At 71.1% G+C, this 22,848-nt stretch carries 21 protein-coding genes; 10 read left to right on the top strand and 11 right to left on the bottom strand.

Going from position 1 to position 22,848, the window contains the following annotated elements:
• The first annotated feature begins 128 nt into the window (after window positions 1–128).
• Complete coding sequence (locus tag MMB17_RS03945) at window positions 129–698, top strand: hypothetical protein (RefSeq protein WP_241101144.1); 570 nt, start codon at window positions 129–131, stop codon at window positions 696–698.
• 173 nt (window positions 699–871) lie between these two features.
• Here the strand turns inward: MMB17_RS03945 and MMB17_RS03940 are convergent, their stop codons facing one another.
• Window positions 872–2,059, bottom strand: a complete 1,188-nt coding sequence (locus tag MMB17_RS03940; protein ID WP_241101143.1) for a DUF1501 domain-containing protein — start codon at window positions 2,057–2,059, stop codon at window positions 872–874.
• A gap of 11 nt (window positions 2,060–2,070) precedes the next feature.
• A complete protein-coding gene (locus MMB17_RS03935) occupies window positions 2,071–3,597 on the bottom strand; it encodes a DUF1800 domain-containing protein (RefSeq protein ID WP_420847326.1) in 1,527 nt (508 codons plus the stop codon).
• A 450-nt stretch (window positions 3,598–4,047) separates the two neighbouring features.
• Here MMB17_RS03935 and MMB17_RS03930 point away from each other — a divergent pair, with 450 nt between their 5' ends.
• The 3 genes from MMB17_RS03930 (at window position 4,048) to MMB17_RS03920 (ending at window position 4,970) form a co-directional block, all read left to right on the top strand.
• Window positions 4,048–4,257 (top strand): cold-shock protein, encoded by a 210-nt coding sequence (locus MMB17_RS03930; RefSeq protein WP_238313276.1) that lies wholly within the window; start codon window positions 4,048–4,050, stop codon window positions 4,255–4,257.
• A gap of 182 nt (window positions 4,258–4,439) precedes the next feature.
• Entirely contained in the window at window positions 4,440–4,742 is a 303-nt protein-coding gene (locus tag MMB17_RS03925) for a DUF6481 family protein (RefSeq protein ID WP_241102109.1), read from the top strand.
• A 30-nt stretch (window positions 4,743–4,772) separates the two neighbouring features.
• Window positions 4,773–4,970 carry a hypothetical protein gene (locus MMB17_RS03920; protein WP_241101142.1) on the top strand — a complete coding sequence of 66 codons (198 nt, stop codon included), beginning with the start codon at window positions 4,773–4,775 and terminating at the stop codon, window positions 4,968–4,970.
• Window positions 4,971–5,014: 44 nt separating this feature from the next.
• Here the strand turns inward: MMB17_RS03920 and MMB17_RS03915 are convergent, their stop codons facing one another.
• The 8 genes from MMB17_RS03915 to MMB17_RS03880 form a co-directional block, all read right to left on the bottom strand.
• Complete coding sequence (locus MMB17_RS03915) at window positions 5,015–5,629, bottom strand: class I SAM-dependent DNA methyltransferase (protein WP_241101141.1); 615 nt, start codon at window positions 5,627–5,629, stop codon at window positions 5,015–5,017.
• A complete protein-coding gene (locus MMB17_RS03910; protein ID WP_241101140.1) occupies window positions 5,626–6,363 on the bottom strand; it encodes a PIG-L deacetylase family protein in 738 nt (245 codons plus the stop codon). The genes MMB17_RS03915 and MMB17_RS03910 overlap by 4 nt, the downstream gene beginning before the upstream one ends.
• Window positions 6,363–7,514 (bottom strand): acyl-CoA dehydrogenase family protein, encoded by a 1,152-nt coding sequence (locus MMB17_RS03905; protein ID WP_241101139.1) that lies wholly within the window; start codon window positions 7,512–7,514, stop codon window positions 6,363–6,365. The genes MMB17_RS03910 and MMB17_RS03905 overlap by 1 nt, the downstream gene beginning before the upstream one ends.
• Before the next feature lie 14 nt (window positions 7,515–7,528).
• Window positions 7,529–8,041: a DNA polymerase ligase N-terminal domain-containing protein gene (locus MMB17_RS03900; RefSeq protein ID WP_338041765.1), complete on the bottom strand. Its 513-nt coding sequence runs from the start codon at window positions 8,039–8,041 to the stop codon at window positions 7,529–7,531.
• On the bottom strand, window positions 8,034–9,344 hold the full coding sequence (locus tag MMB17_RS03895) for a glycosyltransferase family 2 protein (protein ID WP_241101138.1): 1,311 nt from the start codon (window positions 9,342–9,344) through the stop codon (window positions 8,034–8,036). The genes MMB17_RS03900 and MMB17_RS03895 overlap by 8 nt, the downstream gene beginning before the upstream one ends.
• Before the next feature lie 80 nt (window positions 9,345–9,424).
• Complete coding sequence (locus tag MMB17_RS03890) at window positions 9,425–11,839, bottom strand: EAL domain-containing protein (RefSeq protein WP_241101137.1); 2,415 nt, start codon at window positions 11,837–11,839, stop codon at window positions 9,425–9,427.
• 703 nt (window positions 11,840–12,542) lie between these two features.
• Window positions 12,543–13,058, bottom strand: a complete 516-nt coding sequence (locus MMB17_RS03885; protein WP_241101136.1) for a hypothetical protein — start codon at window positions 13,056–13,058, stop codon at window positions 12,543–12,545.
• The gene (locus MMB17_RS03880; RefSeq protein ID WP_241101135.1) at window positions 13,055–13,534 is read right to left on the bottom strand and encodes a hypothetical protein; all 480 of its coding nucleotides are present in this window, start codon (window positions 13,532–13,534) and stop codon (window positions 13,055–13,057) included. Before MMB17_RS03880 ends, MMB17_RS03885 begins: the two co-directional genes overlap by 4 nt.
• A 532-nt stretch (window positions 13,535–14,066) precedes the next feature.
• Between MMB17_RS03880 and MMB17_RS03875 the strand changes: the two genes are divergently transcribed.
• The 6 genes from MMB17_RS03875 to MMB17_RS03850 all read left to right on the top strand — a co-directional run bounded on the left by MMB17_RS03875 (window position 14,067) and on the right by MMB17_RS03850 (window position 21,460).
• Window positions 14,067–16,406, top strand: coding sequence for a TonB-dependent siderophore receptor (locus tag MMB17_RS03875; protein WP_241101134.1), 2,340 nt, complete (start codon window positions 14,067–14,069; stop codon window positions 16,404–16,406).
• A 73-nt stretch (window positions 16,407–16,479) separates the two neighbouring features.
• Complete coding sequence (locus MMB17_RS03870) at window positions 16,480–18,042, top strand: PepSY-associated TM helix domain-containing protein (RefSeq protein ID WP_241101133.1); 1,563 nt, start codon at window positions 16,480–16,482, stop codon at window positions 18,040–18,042.
• A 136-nt stretch (window positions 18,043–18,178) separates the two neighbouring features.
• On the top strand, window positions 18,179–18,889 hold the full coding sequence (locus tag MMB17_RS03865; RefSeq protein ID WP_241101132.1) for a CatB-related O-acetyltransferase: 711 nt from the start codon (window positions 18,179–18,181) through the stop codon (window positions 18,887–18,889).
• Window positions 18,890–19,107: 218 nt separating this feature from the next.
• Complete coding sequence (locus MMB17_RS03860; protein WP_241101131.1) at window positions 19,108–19,428, top strand: PepSY domain-containing protein; 321 nt, start codon at window positions 19,108–19,110, stop codon at window positions 19,426–19,428.
• A gap of 23 nt (window positions 19,429–19,451) precedes the next feature.
• Window positions 19,452–20,132: a response regulator transcription factor gene (locus MMB17_RS03855; RefSeq protein WP_238313251.1), complete on the top strand. Its 681-nt coding sequence runs from the start codon at window positions 19,452–19,454 to the stop codon at window positions 20,130–20,132.
• Entirely contained in the window at window positions 20,129–21,460 is a 1,332-nt protein-coding gene (locus tag MMB17_RS03850) for a sensor histidine kinase (RefSeq protein WP_241101130.1), read from the top strand. Before MMB17_RS03855 ends, MMB17_RS03850 begins: the two co-directional genes overlap by 4 nt.
• A gap of 25 nt (window positions 21,461–21,485) precedes the next feature.
• On the opposite strand, the gene MMB17_RS03845 is transcribed toward MMB17_RS03850, so the two are convergent.
• On the bottom strand, window positions 21,486–22,805 hold the full coding sequence (locus tag MMB17_RS03845; RefSeq protein ID WP_241101129.1) for an MFS transporter: 1,320 nt from the start codon (window positions 22,803–22,805) through the stop codon (window positions 21,486–21,488).
• Window positions 22,806–22,848: the final 43 nt, after the last annotated feature.

The following is a 22,848-nucleotide window of genomic DNA, read 5'->3' as shown; positions in this document are numbered from 1 at the left end:
ATGCATACAATATATTCTGCTTATTGCGATTTTTGAAATATGCGCACGACGATCATCGTATTGCCAATTCATTGATTTGTGAAAAACTTCGCGCATCCAGAAAATATCGATTGCTGGAGGTTCGAGCCATGTCGTCAGCATTCAGATTTATGAAGATACGTCTGGGCGTTCCGCTTTCTTATGCAGAGGTCCGTATCTTCCGGGAGAACATGTGGAAGCGATACACAGGGAAAAGTTTTCCGGATGAGGGGGATGGTACACAAGCTGGGGCTGCGTTATTGTATCTCGATCGAATCGTCGATAGATTGATCAATAAAGCACGGGGGATATTGCCGTTCAATTCGATATTGATTGTCATCGCTAATCTGGAACGGGCTCTGGACGCGCATAAGGAGCTCATCAATGCCTCTCTCGTGTCCCTGGTTGTGTCCACGGTCCTGCTGATCAATCTTTTCTGGGTGCATTGGGGGGATGTGGATCATTACGCATCCGCCGCACGCGAGTTTGGCGCTACGGTCAGGATCATCTGGGTCCGATCCATGATCATGCAAATTTCGATATTTCTGTCTCTTTTGGGCCTGGTTCTTCTGACGATCAGCGGGGTGGATTATTACTCGAATGCGCAGGGTCTATCTTTTTCGGCAACGTTGCAGGTTCCATTCAATTTCAGCAGATTGAATCCGCAAGTCATGGAATAGAAGATTGTCTATTCAGGCAATAATGCTCTTGCGGCTTTGGAGGTCTTTCTCGTCGTGGTGTTTCGCAGCGGGTGCGATCGCCGCCTCGTGACCGCGAAGGGCGGGATGCGCGAACCCGACGGGACGGCTCCGTCCGGTCCGCGTCCTCCCGCGAGCCGGAGCGCCCCCACCCCTCACAACAGGCCGAGATCGGCGGGCGTGACCTCGGCGAAGACGCGCGCCAGGGCGCGCTGGTCGAGCCCGTAGAGGCGCTGGAACAGGCCGGCGAGGAGGGCGCGGTAATCGGTGAGGACCGGAAAGTCCCGGTTCTGAAAGAGGTGGGCCTCGTCCGCCCGGACCTGCGGCCCGGCGATGCGGCCGCCGCGCACCCCGCCGCCGAGCACCCAGTAGACGCTGCCGTGCCCGTGATCGGTGCCGCGATTGCCGTTCTCCCGGAAGGTCCGCCCGAATTCCGACAGCACCACCACCACCGTCTGGCTCCAGCCCGCGCCGATCTCCTGCTGGAACCCCGCGAGCCCTCTCCCGAGCTCGCCGAGCCGGTCGGCGAGGTAGCCTGTCGCGGCGCCCTGGTTCACATGCGTGTCCCAGCCACCGACATCGACGAAGCCGAGGTTGAAGGCCTCGCGCATGAGCCGGCCGATGCGCCGGGCCGAGAGCTCGAAGCCCTTGGGGGACACGGCGCCGCGATCGGCCTGTGCCTGATGCTCCGAGATCGTGTGATAGACCTCGTCGCGGACCCGGAAGCCCTCCTCGACGGCGGCGCGCAGGGCGCTGTTGCCGTACATCGCGGTGATCAGCTTCGCCTGCCGGTCGTCGATGCCGGGTTTGCCGACCCCGTTGATGGCGATGTTCGGCACCGTCTCGCCGCCCCGGAAGACGAGGGGCATCTGCTCGGTGAAGCTGATCGGCCGGGCCCGGGTCAGCTCGGCGGCCAGACGCCCCATGAAGCCGGAATTGTAGTCGCGGGTGCCGCCGAGGCTCTGGCCGAGCTCGATCGTGTCCTGCGTTTCGAAGTGGCTGCGGGTGAGGTCGTCGGTGCCCGCGAACGGCACGAAGGCGGCCTGCCCCTTGGCATAGAGCGGCAGGATCGTGTCGCGCAGCGCGGGATGCAGACTCCACTCCGCATCGAGCGGCAGGGCGGCCGCCGGATCGGCCGGGTTCGCCCGGGCCAGGGCCAGGTGCGGGCGCGCCTGGTAGTAGAAGTCGCTTCCCGTCGGGATGACGGTGTTGGCCGCGTCGTAGGCGCCGCGGAGGAAGACCACGAGCAGCCGCGTATCCGCCTGCGGGACGGCCCAGACTCGCCCGGAGGTGGTCATGAGAGGCAGCGCCAGAGCCGCGCCGAGCAGGTCCCGCCGATCCATCGCGATCCTCCTCACTGCATGAACTCGGGCGAGGACAGGTAGAGGGTGTTCCAGTCCTGCGGGGAGACGGCCCGGTCCAGGGCCGTGCGGGTGCTCGCGCTCAGCGCGCGGGACAGGACGGAGAAGTAGAGCGCGTTCTGCAACAGCGGGAAGGCGGGCTCCTCCACCGCATCCGGGCCGGGCGGCCTGAACAGGCCGGCGGACCCCGAGCCGAGCTGCCGGGCGACCTCGAAGCGGGTCATCATCTGTCCCGGCCCGGTCCAGGCTTCGGGTCCGAGCGGGTAGCCGTCGGGCGTCGAGCGGTTGAACAGGCCCTCGCCCAGCCGGTTCAGCCAGTTCTGGATGGGGCCGGTATTGAGCACCACGCGCCCGTCATAGGCGAGGCGGACAGCCGAAAGCACGTAGCGGACGGGGTCCTTGGTCTGCTGGCCCAGGGCCGCGGCGAAGTCCGGTGCATGGACCAGGGCGTCCATGATCGCGGCGACGTCGCCGTCGCTGCGCGCGAACGCGGCGGCGAGCCGGTCCACCAGGGCCTCGGCCGGCGCCCGGCCCGTGAAGTAGCTGGCCAGGGCGCGGGACACGTTGCGAGCGGTCGCGGGGTGGCGGCAGAGGAGATCGACGGCCTCCTCGATCTCCGCGAAGCCGCGGCCTCGGATCGGGTGGCCGAGCAGGACCTTGTCGCCGTAATCGTGCCGGGCCGGATTGAAGAGGAACAGGCCCTCGCGGACGAGGTCGCCCTGCCGCTCGGGCTTGAGCTTCGGATCGTCGGGCCGGCTGTCGATGCCGACCCCGGTGAGGATGCGCGCCAGCGCCTCGACATCGGCCTGGCCGTAGCCGGCGCCGACGCCCAGGGTGTGCAGCTCCATGATCTCGCGGGCGTAGTTCTCGTTGAGATGGCCGGCGGCGTTCTCGGCATTGTCGAGGTAGCGCAGCATGGCCGGGTGGCGCAGCGTCGCCATCAGCAGGTCGCGAAACCGGCCGAGGGCGTGGGGACGGATGGCCGTGTCGACGTAGTCGCCGACGAGCAGCCGCAGATTCGCCTTGTGCTGGTGGACGTTGAAGCGGTTGAACCAGAACCAGGTCAGGCGCTCGCGGATCTGATCGGGCGCGTAGAGGGCCCGGATCAGCGTGAGCGCCGCGGCGTCCCGCGCCTCGGTGTTCAGGGCGGCCTGGTAGAGCTGATGCGCCGCCTTGCGCGGCTCGCCTTCGGGCTCCGCCTGGGCCGCCTTCTGCTGCGCCTCGAACGCGCGGGCCCGGTCGATCAGGGGGACCGACCGTATCAGGGGCGCGGCCACGGCTTCGGCGGCCGGGGGCAGGGTCACTGCCGCGGCGGGGTGCAACTGCTCGCGCAGCCAGCGTTCCCGGCCCTTGGCGTGCAGTTCGGCGTAGCTTGAAGCGTTCGCGCCCCAGGTCAGGGCATTGAGGAAGGCGAGGTCGTCGCCGGCCGGAGGGGCGGCGCGGGCCGGCGCCGCCATCAGCCAACAGGCGACGATGACCGCGATGCCCGAGGGCCAGCAGATCGAATGCGCAGACCTCATGAGCCTCACCTCCGGGCTCACACGGCTCGATGCAGAACGCGGCGGAACGAGGACGATCCGCCGGGAGCGTGCCGGGCTCCCGGACTCTTGAACGGTCCGCGCCGCTAAATTCAGGTTAAGCCGCGCGTACCCCGTCACGCCGCAGGCAAGGGCATCGGCCGCGAGCGAGGCAAAAGCGGCGAGAAAAATACGATGACAAGGCACCGTTTCGATCAAAATCACCGTGCGGCAGATGAATTCTGCGGCCGTTTTCCATAATTTTTCCTGGGGACTTGCCGCGAGGGTTGTAAAGGTCTACTGATTGTCTATCGATCTAAGCCCGGAATTTGGGCCGTATTCGCCTTCGCAGGGCGGTTCGGAATTTCTCGTCTTCTATCGGTTTCGACTATTTTGCCGCTGCAAGGCGGCGAAGTGCCTACGCATGATTGCCTGCGAAGCGACAGGGATAAAATGAGCACCGGTACCGTCAAATGGTTCAACGATCAGAAGGGCTTCGGCTTCATCCAGCCGGATGATGGCTCCAAGGACGTGTTCGTCCATATCTCCGCCGTGGAGCGCGCCGGCATGCGGGGCCTCGTCGAGGGCCAGAAGGTCTCCTACGAGATGGAGACGGATCGCCGCTCCGGGAAGCAGTCGGCCGGCAACCTGCAGAACGCTTGAGCCGTCTCTTCGGCCCATGTTTCGAAGCCGCTCCCCACGGGGCGGCTTCTTCGCTTTTTCGCACCATCGTTTCCGAGACCAGCCCCTCGCGGCGCGGGTCACAGCAAGGATCCTACGTGAGCTTCAGCAACCAGACGGCACTCGACGGACGTCTTTCCGCACAGCAGCAGGCGCGCCAGGCCATGCTCGAGCGCTTCCGCCGCCGCCCCGGCGCGGATGACCCGGCCGTGATGGCCCGGACCGCCGAGCGCCGGGCCATCGCCGAGGCCCGGGCCGCGCGTGTCGAGCAGCGCGAACTCGCCCGCCTCGCCGAGGAGGAGCGCAAGGCCGCCGAGGCCGAGGCGGCGCGTCAGGCCGAGATCGCCCGGCAGGCCGCCGAGCGCGAGGCCATGGCCGAGCGAGCCCGGGCGGCCCAGGCCGCCCAGAAGGCCGAGCGCGACGCGCGCTACGCCGCGCGCAAGGCCAAGATCAAGCTGCGCCGCTGAGCGCAGGCCGTCCCGTCACAGGAGGATGTCATGTCCCACAAGTTCAAGCTCGGCCAGCGGGTGAAGCGCCTGCGGCCCGTCTCCCTGGCGGACAAGACCGGCTTCGCCGACGTGGCGGAGGTCGTCCGCCTGATGCCGGCGGACCAGTCCGGCGAAGTCTCCTATCGCATCCGTTCGGGCTTCGCCGAGCGGGCGGTCCGCGAGGATGAGATCGAAGCGGCGCTCTGACACCGCGCATCCGGGGTTCCGGCCGTCGATCGTCGGGCCCCGCCTCAGGCGCGTCCCGCCGGTGGCGCGTCTTTCGCAGATCGGTGCAGGACGTCGAGGCGGTATGTGGGCGTCCGCGCCTGCCCGACGCAATGCAGGAAGCCGCCCGTGGCCTCGATGAAGAGGCGGGCGGCCTCGTCCCCCGTCAGCGGGTAATGCGTCTCCCCCGTCCAGTGTACCAGCACGACGTCCCCGCCCGGCGGCAGGCTCGCGCGCATGCGCTCCGCCAGACGCCCCACGTCGGACGCATCGAGATAATAGACCACCTCCGAGAGCAGGATCAGGTCGAAGGCCCCGTCCGGCCATTGCCCGGGGACCTGCCTGGCCTCGAAGCGGACATGGTCGAGGCCGCCGCAGCGCTCCCGGGCCTGGCGGAGGGCCGATTCCGCGACATCGAGCCCGAGCAGGTGCGCGCACCGGCCGGCCAGCGCCTGCGTCATGACGCCGATGGAGCAGCCGATCTCCAGGGCCGAGGCGTAGCGGGCGCGGGGCAGGGCCGCCAGGGTGGCGGCGTATTTCGCGCGCTCGTAGGCGCTGGTGGCGAAGCGCCAGGGGTCCGGATCGGCGGCGTAGCGCGCCTCGAAATAGTCGGGGGGCAGGGAGGTCATGTAGCGGGTCACGGCCGCATCTCCAGGAAGATCTCGAAGGGGCGGCCGAAGCGGGCCAGCATGGCCGGCTCGAGCCGGAACCCCGCGGGATCATCGTCGATGAGGTCGGTCGTCTGCGAGCGGTGGGCGGCGATCGCCGCGCCCTTCGCGGCGAGTTCGCCCGCGATGTCGAGGCGGGCGCCGCGCGGGGCGGCCCCCACCTCCGTCTCCCCGGGCAATGTCCAGCCCCAGACCGGATAGGCGAAGAGGCGCACGTCCCCGAGGCGGCGGCGGGCGAGTCCGGCCAGGGCCGCGGCGGCTTGGTGATCGCCATGCGGATCCTGGGCCCAGGTCACGAACAGGGCGCTCGCCCCGCAGGCGCGGGCGAGCGCGGCAATGGCCTCGGCCGCAGACTCCGCCGCGGGGCCGGAGGCCGGCACGAACCGGTCGGGCAGGCGCAGGAAATGAATGTTGTCCCCGTCGAGACCGAGGGCCCGCCCGGCGGCCAGGGTCTCCGCTTCGCGCAGGGCCCGCAGCCGCTCGGGCGGGTAGCTCGGCGAGTTCGGGTGCGAGCCGGCGCCGTCGCTCACGACGACGAGGCGCACGGGCATGCCCCGGGCACGGGCCTGGGCGATCAGGCCGCCGCAGCCGAGGCTCTCGTCGTCCGGATGCGGGGCGATCACCACGAGGCCGCCGCCCCCGGCCAGCGTGCGGAGATCGGCGAAGGGCAGCGTCTCGGCAGCCGCGAGGAAAGCGTCCGCCCGCATCAGCGTTTCCCCTCCGCAATCCAAAGCTCCCCCGCCGGCCCCTCCGCGGACAGCACCGCGGCGGCGGCCGTCGTGAGGGCCCGGTCGGGCGCCGGCTGGCGCAGATAGGTGGCGAGATCGCGCGCGCGCCGCTCCAGCGGGTGCCCGCGCAGGAAGCCCTGCAGACCGACAGAACGCTGGGCGAGCTGCAGCACCTCGAGGCCCGCGCGCTCGACGGCCAGGCGCGCCAGATTGACGAAGGCGACGATCCGATCCGCGGGAAGGGCCTCCTCCGTGGCGAGGGCGGCCGCCCGGCCCACCCAGTGCCGGGCGGTCTCGACCGCGATGGCGCCCTCGCCGAGGCGCGCGAGCTGGTGCGGGTCGGCGCCGCGCCCGTGCCGGCCGAGATGGGCGCGCCAGGCATCGAACACCGCCTCGATGCCGCCGAGCTGGACCGCCGCGAACCGCCAAGCGCCGCCCGAGAAGGCCGGCTGCCGATGGTAGTCGTCCGGCCCGCCGAGGATGGCATCCGGGGGGACGGCGAGGCCGCCGAAATCGACGGTGCCGGTGGCCGAGGCGCGCATGCCCTGTGCCCGCCAGGCGGAGAGATCGGCGCGGGTTCCGGGCTCCAGGGGCACCACCAGCATCAGCGGCTCGGCCTCCCCCGGGCGGCGTCCGGTCACGAGGGCGCGCGTCACGAAGCCGGCCCCCGAGGCGAAGGTCTTCACGCCCCGCAGGCTCACGCCGCCGGTGCCGGAGTCGAGGGTCAGGCCGCCCTCGGGCGGCTCCGTGTTCCAGACGCCGAAAAGATGGCCGTCGCGTGCATCGGCGAACAGGCGGGCGCGCTGGCCGGCCTCGCCGTAGCGGGCCACCAGCTGGAGGGCATTGACGTGGCCCTCGTAGAGCCGACCGAGGGGGAGGCTGCCATAGCCGACGAGGCGCAGCACCTCGGCGAGATCCCGGGCCCCCGGCTCCCCGCCGAGGCCGGCGCCCCGTTCCTCCGCCGGAACCGGCGCGGCGAGCAGCCCGAGGCGGGCGAGATCGGCGACGTCCTCGGCGGGGAAGCCGCCGTCGTGGTCCTGCGCCTCCGCGCGTGCGGCGGCCGTGGAGGCCACGTCCCGCGCGGCCGCGATCGCGTCGTAGGCCAGATTGAGCGGCGTCGCCTGGTCCATCTGCTGCGCTCCCGTCAGACCGCCGCGGCGGCGATCTCCTCGATCGTGCGGCCGGTCAGAACCGACCGCGGCTGTTCGTCCAGAATGTCCGGCGCCCCGGGTCCGCGGGCCGCCTCGTCCCGGGATTTGACCAGCAGCCAGGAGACCTGCCGCGCGCCCCCCCGCGTCGTCATCCGCATGAGCCGCCAGCGTCCCCGCAGCTTCTCCCCGTGCAGGGTGAAGGCGAGCGACCCCGAATCCAGCGCGGACCGGGGGTCGCTGTCCTCCGGCACCCAGTGGCCGCGGTCCCACAGCAGGACGACGCCGGCCCCGTAGCGGCCCGGCGCGATCACCCCCTCGTAATCGGCATAGTCCAGGCCGTGATCCTCCACCGCGACGGCGAGACGCCGCGCGCCGGCGACGAGGCTCGGCCCGCGCGTGACCGCCCAGCTCTTCAGGACGCCGCCGAGCTCCAGCCGGACATCGTAATGCAGCCGCCGCGCGGCGTGCTTCTGGATGCGATAGGCGAGGCGCGCCGTCTCAGGCATGGCCCGCCCGCTCGATGGGCGGCTTGCCGGCCCCCTCCATCACGGTCGCCGCTCCCGGTCGGGGCAGGCGGCCGGGGACGAGGCGCTGGCTCGCGCGGAGCAGGGCCAGACAGGCCCGCGCCTGCCGGATCCGGCCCGGGAGCTGCGAGGGCCGCAGCGGGTGATGGACGAGGCGGGGGCTTTCCAGCTCCGTCACCGCGAGCACCGCGCCGAGGCTCGGCAAGCCCGCGATCGCCCGCGCGCGATCGGCGCGAAGGCCGAGCCAGGGCGCCCACAGGGCGGTGCGGGCGAGGCGCCCGCTCGCATGCAGCCGCCGCAGCCATCGCCGTGTGGCGAAGCGGAACAGGGCCCGCGGCAAGGTCTCCAGGCGCGGGTCGCACGGACTCTCCGGGATCGCGCAGCGCCGCTTCATCGTATCGGCCGCGCCGCCCGGGGCCCGCCCGTCGAGCCGGCCCGAGGTCACGACGACGATGTCGGGATCGTGCCGCACCCGCGCGTCGCTCGACAGGAGCGAGGAAACGAAGGCCCGGTCCTCGCCGACCGCCAGGGCCGGCATGCCGCCGACCTGGCGATAGACGGGCAGGCGAACGGCGAGGGTCGCGCCGGAGGTGGTCCAGTGCCGCGGCCAGGGATCGTGCGGGATCGGGTCGATCCGCGCCTCCAGCTCGGTGAGGAGCGCCTCGTAGGTGCCCTCCAGCCTTCCGCGGGCGTGCAGGGCCGCGGGCAGCCGCGCCGCGTCGTCCGCATCGAGGGCGATCCGGCCGGCCACGGCATCGGCGCCCGCCGCGATGGCGGCGAGATTGCGGGCGACCCAGTCCGGCGCTACCCGGCTGTCCGCGTCGGAGGTCAGGATGACGCCGTCGCTGGCGCCCGCCGCCTCCAGCCAGCGGGCGGCTTCCTCCATGGCCTCGCGCCGGGCCCAGCCGGCATTGGCCCCGGCGGAGACGCGCGCGATCACGCGGACCGGAAAAGGCAGGTGCGGGCGAAGGGAGGCGACCACCGCCGCCGTCGCGTCGGTGCAATTGTTGAGGAACAGGACGATGCCGAGCCCGCTCGTGCCGATCTCCCCCTGGGCCGCGAAGGCGGCGAGGCAGGCTCCGATCCGCTCGGCCTCATTGCGGACGGGCACGGCCACCACCACCCGGAGAGGGCGCGCATCCTCCGCTGAGGGCAGGGGGGCGGTTCCGTCGTGGTCCAGCGTCATCACGCACTCCGGCAGGCCGGTACGCGACAGCCGGCAGACCCGGTAAAAACCCTCGGCGTGGGGAACCGGTTCGGTCCCGGGCACGGCCTGCGCCACCATGGCGCGAGCGATCCCACGACGGAGGCTCGCAGCGCGGTATCAGTCGAGCATAGGGGGCCGGGCCGAGCTCGGGGGCCGCGTCACGCCCGGCGACGGAGGCGGTGAGCGAAGGCGTCTTCCAGGGCGGCCGCGGCGGGCGGCGCATCCGCCGCCCGGGTATGGGCCGCGAAGGCCGCGATCGGCGCGGGCCTGCCGATCAGGTAGCCCTGCGCGGAATCGCAGTGCTCGGTTTCGAGGAAGCGCATCTCGGCTTCCGTCTCCACGCCCTCCGCCACGACGGGCAGGCCGAGGCCGTGCCCCAGCCCGATGACGGAGCGCACGATGGCCGCGGCCTGGGGGTTCTCGTCGACCCTGCGCACGAAGGACCGGTCGATCTTGATCTTGTCGAAGGGATAGGCCCGCAGGTTCGAGAGCGAAGAGTAGCCCGTCCCGAAATCGTCCATGGCGATGTGGACGCCGAGGGACTTGAGCAGGCGCAGGGTCGCCTGCGCCCGCGAGGGATCGCGGATCAGGGCGGTCTCGGTGATCTCGATCTCCAGGCGCCCCGGCTTCAGCCCGGTCTGCAGCAGGATCTCCTGGACGCGGGTGGCGAAATGCGGCGCGTGGATCTGGACCGCCGAGACATTGACCGCGATCGGCAGGGGATTCGACCAGCGCGCCGCCTCCCGGCAGGCCTCGCGCAGGACCCATTCCCCGATCCCCAGCATCGCGCCGCATTCCTCCGCGACCGGGATGAAGACCGCCGGCGAGATCCAGCCGCGCACCGGGTGCAGCCAGCGCAGCAGCACCTCGAAGCCGATGACCTCGCTGGAGCCGACGCGCGCCAGGGGCTGGTAGACGAGATTCATCTGGCCGAGGGCCACCGCGCGCTGGAGGTCGTGCTCCAGCTGCCGGCGCTCGCGCACCTCGGATCCCATCGCCTGCTCGAAGAAGCGGAACGTGCCCCGGCCTTCGCTCTTGGCGCGGTAGAGGGCCGTGTCCGCGTTGGTGAGGAGGAGCGTCCGCTCGGTCGCATCGTCCGGGAACAGGGCGATGCCGATGCTGGTGGCGATCGAGATCCGGGCCGGATCCTGGGACTCGGCGGCGAGCGCGCCGAGCACCGCCTCGGCCAGGCGGCCCGCCTCGGCCGGGTGGCGGCAGCGGGCCAGGATGGCGAACTCGTCGCCGCCGAGCCGGGCCATCAATTGCCCCTCGTCGAGCAGCGCGCTCACCTTGTCGGCGACGTCGATCAGCAGGGTGTCCCCGGTGGCGTGGCCGAACAGATCGTTGACCTCCTTGAAGCGGTCGAGGTCGAGGCAGAGCACGGCGACCTTCTCGCCGCGGGCGGCGGCCACGGCGAATTCCTGATCGAGGCGGTGGCCGAAGCTCGTGCGGTTGGCGAGGCCCGTCAGGGAATCGTGATGGGCCAGGAAATGGATCTGCCGCTCGGCCTGGCGCCGCGCCCGCAGGTCGCGGATGGCGACGGCGTAATGGGGCTGATGGCCGTAGAGGATCGGCCGGGCGATGCATTCCACGGGGATGGGGTCGCGCCCGGACGGATGCAGCTCGGCCTCGAAGGCGGCGTCCTGCACCCCGTCCGGCGCGGGCCGGGCGGCGAGCGCCGGCAGGAAGGGGGCGAGGGGGGCGCCGACGAGATCCGCCGCGGGGATCCCGACGAGGCCCGCGAAGCTCTCGTTCGCGCTCACGATCACCTCGTCCCGGTAGACCACCATCCCCTCCACGGCCGCGTTGGCGAGGCTCTGCAGGCGGGAGCGCTCTAGGGCGTTGTGCCGGTCGCGGATGTCGAGGTTCAGGGCGGCGCAGGCGAGCAGCAGGATGGTGACGCTCACCAGGGCCACGCCCCCGGCCAGCGTCGGACCGGTGACCAGGCCCTCCGGCACGACGCGGCCCGGATCGGGCACGATCGTCACCGCGGCCATGGCCGTGAAATGCAGGCCGCAGATCGCGGCGAGGAGGATCAGGGCGCCTCCGAGGCGGCCGGAGGGGCCGAGGCGCGAGAGGGCCAGGGGCAGCGCGAGGGCGCCGAGCCCGACGCCGATCCCGATCGAGACCGCGGCGAGACCGGGATCCCACACGATGCTGGCGGGCGCCTGGAACGCCCGCATGCCGACGAAATGCATGACCGCGATGCCGCAGCCCAGCACCGCGCCGCCGAGGGCCGCCATCGCCCGGGACCGCCCGGTGGCCGCGAGGGCGAGGCCGAAGCCGGTGAGGCTGATCGCGTAGATCAGCGACGAGGCCGTCAGCGCGAGGTCGTAGGCATGCGGCACGCCCGGCTCGAAGGCCAGCATCGCCACGAAATGCGTCGCCCAGATTCCCGAGCCGCCGGCAATGGCGGCCACGGCGATCCAGAGGATCCGAGCCCTGGCGACACGCTCGCAGGCATGCCGGAGAAGCTCGACGGAGGTAATCGCCGCGAGGCCGCAAATCACCGCAGCAAGGATGACGAGCCGCATATCGTGCGCGCCGGTCACGCAGCCGACCACTTTGAGCATCGATCGCACCCGCTGCCTTCTAGTTGCGGCAATATCGCTCTGGTCGACCTAACCAACTCTTAAATCTTGTTGTCTGTCATGAAGCGTACGGATTTAAAAACTATGGAAATCTGTTTTCATTGCGGGAGTCTTGTCGGGGCCTGCATCTTGAAATTGCAATTCTTCCTTTGGACCGGGGTTGAACCCGGTACATTCGTCCCGCGCGGGCGCCCGCAGCCGCCATGCCCGGGCCGCCCGGACGCATCGCCTTCTGTCCCGATCGAGATTGGCGGCTTGATCCCTGATTGCCCGCCGTTCCGGGGGGCTGAGGCGCGCCAAGTGGGAGGGCCATGCGGCTGCGGGGCCCGGAGCGGCCACCGCGCGCCGCAAAAAGAAATCCCGCCACGGCTGGGCCATGGCGGGTCGGGAAGTTGGTCTCGTCACATCTCCTTAACAGGCAGAGCGGAAGGCGATGTGTTCTGAAGCACGGCGCTCGTTGTGAGAAATAATCCTGCGCGGCTCCGGAAATGAGGCCGGGAAAACAAAAATCATCTTCCGGCATGAGCGGATGAATGAAGGCGCTGAATCCGTTCATCATGGGTCGTCGGGCTGCCCGCCCCGCACGCGGTACGCGGACGACTGGCGGCCCGGTCAGCTTCCTCGGCTCACCCGGGCCGCCCTCGTTTGCAGGGGGCGGATGCGGGCGGAGCTCGGCCGCCCGCCGTCAGGCCTGTCCCTCGGTCAGGGGCGTGATCGTCAGCGCGTCGAATTCCCCGACGATGCAATCGTGCATCCGCCGCAGCCAGTCCTGGGTTTCTCGGCTCTGCCGCTCGGCGGCGGCGGCCCGCTTCTCCGCCTCCTGGAGCCGGAGGGTCAGCTCGCGCGCCTGCTTCTCGGCGGTCTCCGTCCGGTTGCGGGCCCGTTCGAGGCCGGCTTCCGCGCTGCGGGCCCGCTCCTCGGCGGCCTGCGTCGCCGCCGTCGCGTTCCGGACGATCTGGTGGGCGTCCTGGGCGATGGCGTGGGCCCGCTGATGCATCGCCCGCACCCGGGCGGCCACGCTGCGCACGAGGGTGAGGGAATCCGACCAAGCGTCCGGGCCGCTCGCCCCGGCGGCGAGGGGCGGCGGCGTCTGCGTGAAGAGCTGCACGACCTTGTCGAGGGCCGCGGTGGTCGTGTCGCGCTCCTCCGCCCGGGCGGCGGGCGGGGACGGGGGCGGGGAGGGGGCGAAGGCGGCGCTCATGCCACGTCCTGCCGCGGGAGCTCGCCGAACTCGGCCAGGATGGTTTCCTGCAGGCGCATCAGCCAGGTCTCCGCCATGCGCGCCCGCTCCTCGGCGGCCTGGGCCCGCTGTTCCGCGATGGTGAGCTGGGCCTGCAGCTCGCGGCCCCGCGCCTCGGCGGCCCGCACCCGGGCATCGGCCTCGCAGATGTCGTGGCCGACCTGTTCCATCAGCTGCTGGACCCGGAGCTCCTGAGCCTGCGCCTCGACCTCCCGGGAATGCCGGGCGGCCGATTGCACCCGCGCGATCAGCCTGTCCCAATCCTCGGGGGCGGACAGGCGGGTGAGGGCGGGCGCCTCGGGCTCGCTCGCAACCGCCGCCGTCGGGGCCGCGCCCGTCGCCGTGCCCGTCCGCGGCAGGGGCGCGCCGGCGCCCAGACGCTCGCGGATGGCGTCGAAATCCCAATGATCCGTCGAGGGTTTGAGAAGGGCATTCACGGCAATCGAGCCTGATCAAGTCCGAGGGGCGCCGGAGCGGCGATGGCGCAACCATCAGGTGCAGATATGGTTAATCGGGTCTTAACGCCGCGGTCCCTCTCGGAGGGGCCACGGCCATCGAGACCGGCGGCATAGGTGCCCCAGCGCGCACGATGAATTGCGCAAACCTTTGTTTCGACGCGGAAAATCCTCGACGGCTCCGGCCATGCCCGCGCGCGATCTGCTGTCTTTCCGCCGCGCTCTCGGGACGGAGTGGCGCTGAAAACAGTTTTCGCAACCTATAGTGGCGTTTCCGCCACCGTCCCCATCCCGCTTCCATCGTGCCCCGCGGGCCGCGCATCGGCTTTTTCTGCCAAGGTTGTGGATTAAGCGGCGCCAAAGAATCGTGCGGCTGCAAAGTAAATTTGAAGTAGAAAACTTCTAAATCATAGGTGTTGCATGTAGGTTTTGATTGTTGCCAAGGATGTTTCTGCAACCAGCAAGAAACGCGATCGTCCTCTGTGGCGGGCCGCAAGCAGAAACAGAGACCATCATGCGCTCGCGTATCACGGCCGCCCCCTGCAGCGCCGGATTGTTCGAGGGAGAACCGTCCCGCTGGCTGCGTCCCGCGATGGTATCGGGCGCGATGCTGTGCGGCGCCTTCGATCCGGCCCTGGCGCAGGAGACGGTGACCCTCGACGCCATCGCCGTCGAGGGCGAGGCGCAACGGCGCAACGCCGCCGGCACCGGGCGCGGGGGCGCCCTGGGGCCCGTGCCGGGCTACGTCGCCACGCGCAGCATGGTCGGCACCAAGACGGACACGCCGATCCTCGAGACGGCGCAGTCGATCTCGGTGATCGGGCGGCAGCAGATCGAGGACCAGAACGCGCTGAGCGTGGTCCAGGCCCTGCGCTACACCCCCGGTGCCTCGGTGGAGCAGCGCGGCGGCGCGGGCTCGACCCGGCTGGAGCAGTTCTTCATCCGCGGCTTCGTGGCTCCGACCTATCTCGACGGCCTGCGCCTGCCGCAGAACCGCGACGCCTATCCGTCGGTCGATCCCTACAACCTGGAGCGGATCGACATCATCAAGGGGCCGGCCTCCACCCTCTACGGCCAGGCGGGCCCGGGCGGCCTGGTCAATCTCGTCAGCAAGCTGCCGCGCTTCGTCCAGCACCGCGAGATCTTCGTGCAGGGCGGCGGCTTCGACGAGGTGCGCGGCGGCTTCGACGTCGGCGGCCCCGTGGGCGACGGCAGCGGCACCGTGGCCGACCAGTTCGCCTATCGCGTCGTCGGCTCGGGCCGCATGGGCGACGGCCCGGCGGTGACGACCCGGGTGGAGCGCGCCTTCATCGCGCCGAGCTTTACCTGGCAGCCCTCCACCGACACGAGCCTGACCGTGCTCGCCCGCTACCAGCGCGATCCCTATTCCGGCTTCTATGGCGGCTTTCCGGCCAAGGGCACGGTGTTCCCCTCGAATTTCGGCATCCCCGGCGGCCGGCTCGGCTACCTGCCCGTCGATTTCTACGACGGCGACCGCAGCTACGAGCGCTCCGACCGCACCATCGGCTCGATCGGCTACATCTTCGATCACCGCTTCGACGAGAACCTGCGCTTCCGCTCCACCACCCGCTATCTCCACAGCCAGGGCGACTACCGGCAGGCCTATACCGCCTTCTCCGGCAACGGCCCCTCCTGGGACGGGCGCCTGCTGCAGCGCGGGCGCGGCGGTACCCGGGTCGCCATCGACGCCTACACCACGGACAACAATCTCGAATACCGGTTCGACACGGGGCTCTTCCATCACACGATGCTGTTCGGCATCGACCACCAGACCCTGCGGACCACCACCTTCGGCACCGGCTTCCCGAGCACGGTCCCCCTCGACCTGCTGAACCCGAACAACGACATGGGGCTGCCGGGGCTGCCCTTCACCACCTACCAGGACATCGTGGCGAGCCAGACCGGCGCCTACGTCCAGGACCAGATCCGCTTCGACGACCTGATCCTGACCCTGGGCGGCCGCTACGACCGGGCCCGCCAGGAGGGACCGACCTTCAGCCTGCCGAGCTACCGGCGCACCGGCACGCAGGATGCGCGCGCGGAAGCCTTCACCTACCGGGCGAGCCTGCTCTACCGCTCGGAGATCGGCCTCTCCCCCTATGTCAGCTATTCGGAGGCTTTCGAGCCCATCGTCAGCGGCGCGATTTTCGACGGCGACCCGAACGGCCTCGGCCGCATCCCGGATCCGCAGACGAGCCGGCAATACGAGGCCGGCGTGAAGTATCAGCCGCCGGGCACGGAGATCCTGCTCACCGCGGCGGCCTTCGACATCAAGCAGCAGAACCGGTTGCAGCCCGATCCGGTCAACGGCACCCGCTTCAGCATCCAGACCGGCGAGGTCGGGGTGCAGGGCGTCGAGTTCGAGGCCCGGGCCAACCTGCTCGACGGCCTCAACGTGATCGCGGGCTTCTCGATCCTCGACGCCAAGGTGACCCGCGATTCCACCACCACCCTCAACGAGCTGACCAACGGGCAGGTGCCGCTGCTCGGCCGCGTGCCGGTGCAGATCCCCGACCACACCGCCTCGATCTTCGCCGATTACCGGGTGCCGGACGGGCCGCTGCGGGGCTTCGGCATCGGCGGCGGCCTGCGCTGGATCGGCCGTTCCTGGGGCGACCCCGCCAACACCTTCCGGGTGCCGGACGCCTTCCTGGTCGATGCGGTGGCGTCCTACGACTTCACCCATCTCGATCCGGCCTGGGCGGGCGTGGACCTGCAGCTCAACATCCAGAACCTCCTGGACGAGCGCTACATCACGACCTGCTTCAACTACTCCGCCTGCTATTACGGCCTGCCGCGCACGGTCTTCGCGACCCTGCGCTACCGCTGGTAGCCGTCATCATCCCCGGTGCGGGGCCTTGGCTCCGCGCCGAATGCGTTCGGGTCGGGAAGACGGGATCGGCGTCATGCGAAAGGGCTTCCGCCAATCGATGGCGTGGCTGCATGCCTGGTCGGGGCTGATCGTCGGCTGGGTGCTGTTCGCGGTCTTCGTCACCGGCACGGCGAGCTATTACCGGGCCGAGATCTCCCGCTGGATGCGGCCGGAGCTGTCGCGGAGCGCCGATACCCGGCCGGAGGCGCTGGCTGCCGCGGCGGAGCGGGGCGTCGCCTATCTCCAGGTGCATGCGGGGGAGGCGCGGGCCTGGTTCATCGGCCTGCCGCGGCCCGACAGCCCGGTGCTCGACCTGTTCTGGCGGGTGCGGCCCGGCGCGCCGCCGAACCGCGTGACGCTCGATCCCGAGAGCGGCGCCCCAGTCGCGGCCCGCGACACCCGGGGCGGCGACTTCTTCTACCGGTTCCATTTCGAGCTGCACATGCCGCCGATCTGGGGCCGCTGGGTCGTCGGGATCTGCGCGATGATCATGCTGGTGGCCCTGCTCTCGGGCATCGTCACCCACCGGCGGATCTTCGCGGATTTCTTCACCGTCCGGCGGGCGAATTCGGCCCAGCGCGGCTGGCTCGACGCGCACAACGTCACCGGCGTGCTGGCGCTGCCCTTTCACCTGATGATCACCTATACGGGGATCATCACCCTCGGGCTGATGTACATGCCCTGGGGTGTCACCGCGGCCTACAAGGGCGACCAGCAGGCCTTCTTCGCCGAGACCGGGCAGGTCACGAAGCCCCGGCCGCCCCTCGGCCGGCCGGGAACCCTGGCGCCGGTCGGTCCGATGGTGCGCCAGGCGCTGGCCGATGTGCAGGAGCCCCTGGAGCGGTTGACGATCGGCAACCCGAAGGACGCGAACGCCACGGTCGTGGCCGTGTTCGAGGAGCCGCACGGCATCGTCCACCAGCATCCGCAGGTCGCCTTCGACGGCACGACCGGTGCCGTGATCGAGACGCTCCGGGGCGGCCTCAAGCCGGCGGCGCAGACCTTCACCGCCCTGGTCGGCCTGCACGAGGCCCATTTCGCCGGGGCGGCCCTGCGGATCTTGTTCTTCCTCTGCGGCCTGATGGGCTGCGCCATGGTGGCGACCGGCCTCGTGCTCTGGTCGGTGGCCCGGCTGCCGAAGGCGGGCGAGGCGAAAGGCTTCGGCCTGCGCCTCGTCCAGGCGCTCAATATCGGCACGGTCGCCGGCCTGCCCGCGGGCGTCGCGGCCTTCTTCCTGGCGAACCGGCTGCTGCCGGCGGGCCTGGCGGGCCGGGCGGAGGGGGAGATCGGGGCCTTCTTCGGCGCCTGGATCCTCGTCGCTCTGGCCTCCCTCGCCCTGCCGCAGCGTCAGGCCTGGTCGCGCATGCTCGCCGCCGCGGCGCTCCTGTTCCTGGCGGTGCCCGTCGCCAACGCCCTGACGGTGGGGCTGGCCGTCCCGGCGAGCGAGTTCGCCCTCCATCGCGGGTTCGATCTGGCGATGCTGGCCCTCGCGGCCGGGCTCGGCGTCACCGCCCTGAAGGTCCGACGCTACCGCGCCCCGAACCGGGGCAGGAAGGGCGTTCCGGTGGGCGAGGCGATGCCGAGCGGGGCGCAGTAGAGCGCCGTCTGCGAAGGGGGCCGGTCCGTCGAGGAAATGCGCGCCGAAACAAGAGGAGCGGGCTCTTGCCAGCCCGGCGGGAAGGACGGAGGAAGCGGCCTCCCGCCGCCTCCCCCGCCCAACCGGAGCCCCTCTCTTGATCCAGCCCCAGCCGATCTTCGGCGAACTGACCCGCTACCACTTCGTCCGCGAGATCGAGCAATGGGGCTGGTCGATCGGCGCCTACAGCTACGGGCGGCCGACGGTGCTCGAGCCCGAACTCGCGCGCCTCCGCATCGGCCGGTTCTGCTCGATCGGCCCCGGCGTCACCATCGTGCTCGGCAATCACCGGACCGACGGCGTGACGACCTATCCGTTCAAGGCCATCGCCGGCCTCACCGGCGGTGGGGTGTGGGCAGAAGCGCGCGCCTGCGCGGACGACCATGCCAGCCGCGGCGACGTCGTGATCGGCGACGAGGTCTGGCTCGGCGCCCATTGCACGGTGCTCTCCGGCGTCACCATCGGCAGCGGTGCGGTGATCGGGGCCGGCGCGGTCGTGCGGCGGGACGTGCCGCCCTACGCCGTCGTCACCGGCAACCCGGCGGCGGTCGTGCGGACCCGCTTCGACGAGGCCACGGTCGCCCGGCTGCTCGCCCTGGACTGGTGGTCCTGGCCGGAGGCGCGCATCGCCGAGCATCTGCCGCTCCTCCTCGGCGGCGATGTCGCGGCCTTCCTGGCGGCGGCGGAGAATCCCGGCGGCAAGGCCGCCCGGAAGGCCAAGGACAAGACGAGCAAGGGCGAAGGCGGCAAGGCCAAGAAGGACGGAAAGCCCAAGAAGGACGGAAAGGCCGCCAAGGCCAAAAACTAGCCCGTCAGCGTTGCGGATCGCGCGCGTCGGGCGGGCAGAGGACGGTGCCGGCGAGGCAGGCGGCGCCGGCGAGCAGGATGCCGAGGATCAGGGACATGGCGTCGGTTTCCTTGGGGACGGATGTTCGTGGCGCCCGTTCTGCGCCTTGCCCGCCCCGCGGCCCTGACGGCGCCTGTCAGCGTTCCGTCAGGTCGCCTCGATCAGGATGATCGCCGACCATGCGGACCCCTCTGCCCTCCCTCCTCGCCGCCGCCCTGCTCGCGGGCCTCGCGCTTGCCGGGTCGTCGCCCGTGCGCGCCGACAAGGATGCCGACCAGGCCCGCCAGGCCCTGGAGAAGGGGGAGATCCGGCCCCTCGACGAGATCCTGCGCGCCGCCCGGGAGGCCTTGCCCGGGGAGGTCGTCGCCCTCGATCTCAAGCGCGACAGCGGCCGCTGGCTGTACAAGCTGCGCATCCTCGGGCCGGACGGGAAGCGCCGCCGCCTGAAGATCGACGCCGGCAGCCTCAGGGTCCTCGACAGGGACGACGACGATGACTGAGTTCCGGCGGGAGAGGTGAGCGGATGCGCATCCTGATCGTCGAGGACGAGCCGCGCATCGCCGCGGATGTGAAGCAGGGGCTGGAGCGGGCCGGCTACGTCGCGGAGGTCGTCGCCGATGGCGAGGCGGCCTGGTTCCGCGCGGAGGTCGAGACCTACGACGCCATGGTGCTCGATCTCGGCCTGCCGCGCCTCGACGGGCTCGGCGTGCTGCGCCGCCTGCGGGCGGCCGATGTCGGCTTGCCCGTGCTGATCCTCACCGCCCGGGACGGCTGGCGCGAGCGCGTCGAGGGGATCGATGCGGGGGCCGACGACTACCTCGTCAAACCCTTCCGCATGGAGGAGCTGGTGGCGCGGCTGCGGGCAATCCTGCGGCGCAGCGCCGGCCATGCCTCGCCGGTCCTGCGCGCCGGCCCCGTCGAGCTCGACACCCGCACCCGCGCCGTGAGCGTCGACGGCCGGGAGATCGACCTCACCGCCCTCGAATACCGTCTGCTCGCCTTCCTGCTGCACCGGCAGGGACAGGTGGTGCCGGCGGGCGAATTGCTCGACCATCTCCACGGCACCGGCAGCGCGCGCGAGGCCAATGCCCTCGAGGCCCTGCTCACCCGCCTGCGCCGCAAGCTCGGCCCGGGCATCGTCGAGACCCGCCGGGGCCACGGCTACCTGGTGCCCGCGGACGCGCCCGGCGGCCCGGAGCCGTGAGGCTCGGCTCCCTGCGCCTGCGGCTGGGGCTCGCCGCCGCCGGCCTGATCGCCCTGGCCCTGCTGCTCGCGGGCGCCGGGCTGACCCTGATCTTCGAGCGCGTCCTCGACGCCCGGGCGGCGGACGAGCTCGACCGCCGGGTCAAGCTCCTGGCCGGCCAGGTCGAGCAGGCCCCGGACGGCGCCCTGAGCCTGGCCCACGAACCCTCCGATCCGCGCTTCGCCACGCCCTATGGCGGCCTCTACTGGCAGGTGGAGGGAGGCGGCCACGTGCTGCGCTCCCGCTCCCTCTGGGACCGGCGCCTCGACCTGCCGCCGGGCGACGGGCTCGTGGCCGATGCGGCGGGGCCCGATGGCGGGCGGCTGATCGCGTTCACCCGCGCCGTGCGCATCGGCCCCAGGGGGCACGAGACGGAATTGCGCATCGCGGCGGCGGAAGACCGGCGCGGCCTCGCCGCGAGCCGGGCCACCTTCCTGCGGCTGCTCGTCCCCTCCCTCGGCGCCCTGTTCCTGGTGCTGACCCTCGCCATGGCGTTGTTCGTGCAGCGGGCGCTCCGGCCTTTCCGCACGCTCCAGGCGGAGCTGCTCGCCGTGCATGCGGGCGAGCGCGACCGCCTGCGGGGCGCCTTCCCCGACGAGGTCCGGCCCCTCGTCGCCGATCTCAACCGGCTGCTCGACGTGCAGGAGCGGGCGCTGACCCGGGCGCGGGCCAGCGCCGCCGACATGGCCCACGGCCTCAAGACGCCGCTCGCCGTGCTCGATGCCCTGGTGCGGCGGATCGGCGGCGGCGAGCCGGCGCTCGCCGCCGAGATCGCCGAGCAGGGCCGGGCCATGAGCGGACAGGTCGAGCGGGCGCTTGCCCGGGCCCGGGTGGCGGCGGGGGCGGATCTGCGCAAGCGCGCCTGCCCCGTCGCCCCGGTGGCCGAACGCCTCGTCGCGACTATGCGGCGCCTGCCGGAGGGCGAGTCCCTCGCCTGGGAGATCGCCGTGCCGGCGGGCCTCGCCTATCCCGGCGAGGAGGGCGAGCTGATGGAGCTTCTCGGCAATCTCCTCGACAATGCCCGCAAATGGGCGCACCGGCGCGTGCGCATCGGCGGCGGCCTCGATGCGGCGGGGGCCCGCCTCGTCGTCGAGGATGACGGGCCGGGCATGGCGGCGGAGGCGATCGCCGGCCTCGGCCGGGGCGTGCGCTGGGACGAGAGCCGCCCCGGCACCGGCTTCGGCCTCGCCATCGTCCGCGACCTCGCCGAGGCGGCGGGCGTCGCGCTCGCCTTCGGCCCCTCGGACGGGGACGGCCTTCGCGTGGAGCTGCGCTGGCCCTCGCCCTGAGGGAGCGCCGCGCGCGGGACCGGTGTCAGGCGCGGGCGTCGTCGAGGTCGCGCCGGCGGGTCTCCGGCATCAGGATCGCCGCCACCGTGCCGATCGCGCTGAAGGCGGCGAGGTAATAGGCCGGGGCGAGCCGGTCCCCGGTCACGGCGATCAGCCAGTTCACGACGTAGTTGGTGCTGCCGCCGAAGATCGAGACGGAGAAGGCGTAGACGATCGACAGCCCGGCGCTGCGCACCGCCCGCGGCAGCGATTCCGGGATGCCGACGATGATCGCCGCGGCGTTGATGGAGGAAAGCGCCGAGAGCAGGAAGGTCACCGTGAAGACGCTTCCCGCATTGCCCGCCGCGACCATCCAGGCGAAGGCCGGCACCGACAGGACGAGGATGAGCAGGCGCGGCCAGATCATCACCGGGCGCCGGCCGGCCCGGTCGGCGATCCAGCCGCCGAGCAGGGGGAAGGCGACGGAGGCGAGCCCGAGGGCGATCGGCACCGCCCCGGCGACGAGCCCGCTCAGGCCGAGGGTCGCGCCGGCATAGACCGGCATGTTGGTCCCGACCGCGTTCGAGACCGTCGAGGCGGCGATGATCAGGAAGGTCAAGAGCAGCAGGCGCCCATGCTCCCGCAGGAGCCGCATCACCACGGCGCCGGTGCTGGGGGCGGCGGCCGGGTTCTTCTCCGCGCCCGCGGTCTCCGGCAGGTGGCTGCGGATGATCAGGCCGATCGGCACCACGGCGAGGCCGAGGGCGAACATCAGCCGCCAGCCCCATTCCGCCATGGCCGGCTCGCCGAAGAGCAGGCCGAGCGCCGTGGCGAGGAGCCCCGCGAACAGGGCGGCGCAGCCCTGGCTGGCGATCTGCCAGCTCGCGACGAAGCCGCGATGGGCCGGGGGCGCCGCCTCCAGCAGATAGGCGGTGGAGGGGCCGACCTCGCCGCCGAGGGCCAGGCCCTGGATCAGCCGCCCGGCGATGACGATGCCCTGCGCCCAGGCGCCGATCGCGGCATAGCCCGGGCAGGCGGCGAGCATCAGCATGCCCACGGCCATGAGCGCGATGGTGATCAGCATCGCCGGCTTGCGCCCGGCCCGGTCGGCGAAGGCGCCGATCAGGATGCCGCCGATCGGGCGCATCACGTAGCCGATGCCGAACAGGGCCAGCGAGGCGAGCAGGCTGTGGGTGGCGTCGCCCGAGGGGAAGAAGGTCTCGCCGATAGGCTTGGCGAAGAAGGCGTAGAGGGTGAAGTCGTAGAATTCGAGGGCGTTGCCGAGCACCACGGCGGCCACCGCCTTGCGCTCGAGATTCGGGTGGGGCGCCGGTGCGATCCGGGCCGTGGCATGCGTCGAGACCATCCGCTCCTTCCGTCGGGCTGCGACGGCGTTGTAGGGCCGGGCG

Origin of the sequence: Methylobacterium organophilum (genome assembly GCF_022533465.1) — a bacterium.
GTDB classification, from domain to species: Bacteria; Pseudomonadota; Alphaproteobacteria; order Rhizobiales; family Beijerinckiaceae; genus Methylobacterium; species Methylobacterium organophilum.
This window is presented reverse-complemented; position numbering and strand designations above follow the sequence as displayed.

Bases quoted from the DNA above. Each gene is read 5' to 3' on its own strand.
- MMB17_RS03945 (WP_241101144.1), top strand. From the start codon at position 129: ATGTCGTCAGCATTCAGATTTATGAAGATACGTCTGGGCGTTCCGCTT.
- MMB17_RS03940 (WP_241101143.1), bottom strand. From the start codon at position 2,059: ATGGATCGGCGGGACCTGCTCGGCGCGGCTCTGGCGCTGCCTCTCATG.
- MMB17_RS03935 (WP_420847326.1), bottom strand. From the start codon at position 3,597: ATGAGGTCTGCGCATTCGATCTGCTGGCCCTCGGGCATCGCGGTCATC.
- MMB17_RS03930 (WP_238313276.1), top strand. From the start codon at position 4,048: ATGAGCACCGGTACCGTCAAATGGTTCAACGATCAGAAGGGCTTCGGC.
- MMB17_RS03925 (WP_241102109.1), top strand. From the start codon at position 4,440: ATGCTCGAGCGCTTCCGCCGCCGCCCCGGCGCGGATGACCCGGCCGTG.
- MMB17_RS03920 (WP_241101142.1), top strand. From the start codon at position 4,773: ATGTCCCACAAGTTCAAGCTCGGCCAGCGGGTGAAGCGCCTGCGGCCC.
- MMB17_RS03910 (WP_241101140.1), bottom strand. From the start codon at position 6,363: ATGCGGGCGGACGCTTTCCTCGCGGCTGCCGAGACGCTGCCCTTCGCC.
- MMB17_RS03905 (WP_241101139.1), bottom strand. From the start codon at position 7,514: ATGGACCAGGCGACGCCGCTCAATCTGGCCTACGACGCGATCGCGGCC.
- MMB17_RS03900 (WP_338041765.1), bottom strand. From the start codon at position 8,041: ATGCCTGAGACGGCGCGCCTCGCCTATCGCATCCAGAAGCACGCCGCG.
- MMB17_RS03895 (WP_241101138.1), bottom strand. From the start codon at position 9,344: ATGGTGGCGCAGGCCGTGCCCGGGACCGAACCGGTTCCCCACGCCGAG.
- MMB17_RS03890 (WP_241101137.1), bottom strand. From the start codon at position 11,839: ATGCTCAAAGTGGTCGGCTGCGTGACCGGCGCGCACGATATGCGGCTC.
- MMB17_RS03885 (WP_241101136.1), bottom strand. From the start codon at position 13,058: ATGAGCGCCGCCTTCGCCCCCTCCCCGCCCCCGTCCCCGCCCGCCGCC.
- MMB17_RS03875 (WP_241101134.1), top strand. From the start codon at position 14,067: ATGCGCTCGCGTATCACGGCCGCCCCCTGCAGCGCCGGATTGTTCGAG.
- MMB17_RS03870 (WP_241101133.1), top strand. From the start codon at position 16,480: ATGCGAAAGGGCTTCCGCCAATCGATGGCGTGGCTGCATGCCTGGTCG.
- MMB17_RS03860 (WP_241101131.1), top strand. From the start codon at position 19,108: ATGCGGACCCCTCTGCCCTCCCTCCTCGCCGCCGCCCTGCTCGCGGGC.
- MMB17_RS03855 (WP_238313251.1), top strand. From the start codon at position 19,452: ATGCGCATCCTGATCGTCGAGGACGAGCCGCGCATCGCCGCGGATGTG.
- MMB17_RS03845 (WP_241101129.1), bottom strand. From the start codon at position 22,805: ATGGTCTCGACGCATGCCACGGCCCGGATCGCACCGGCGCCCCACCCG.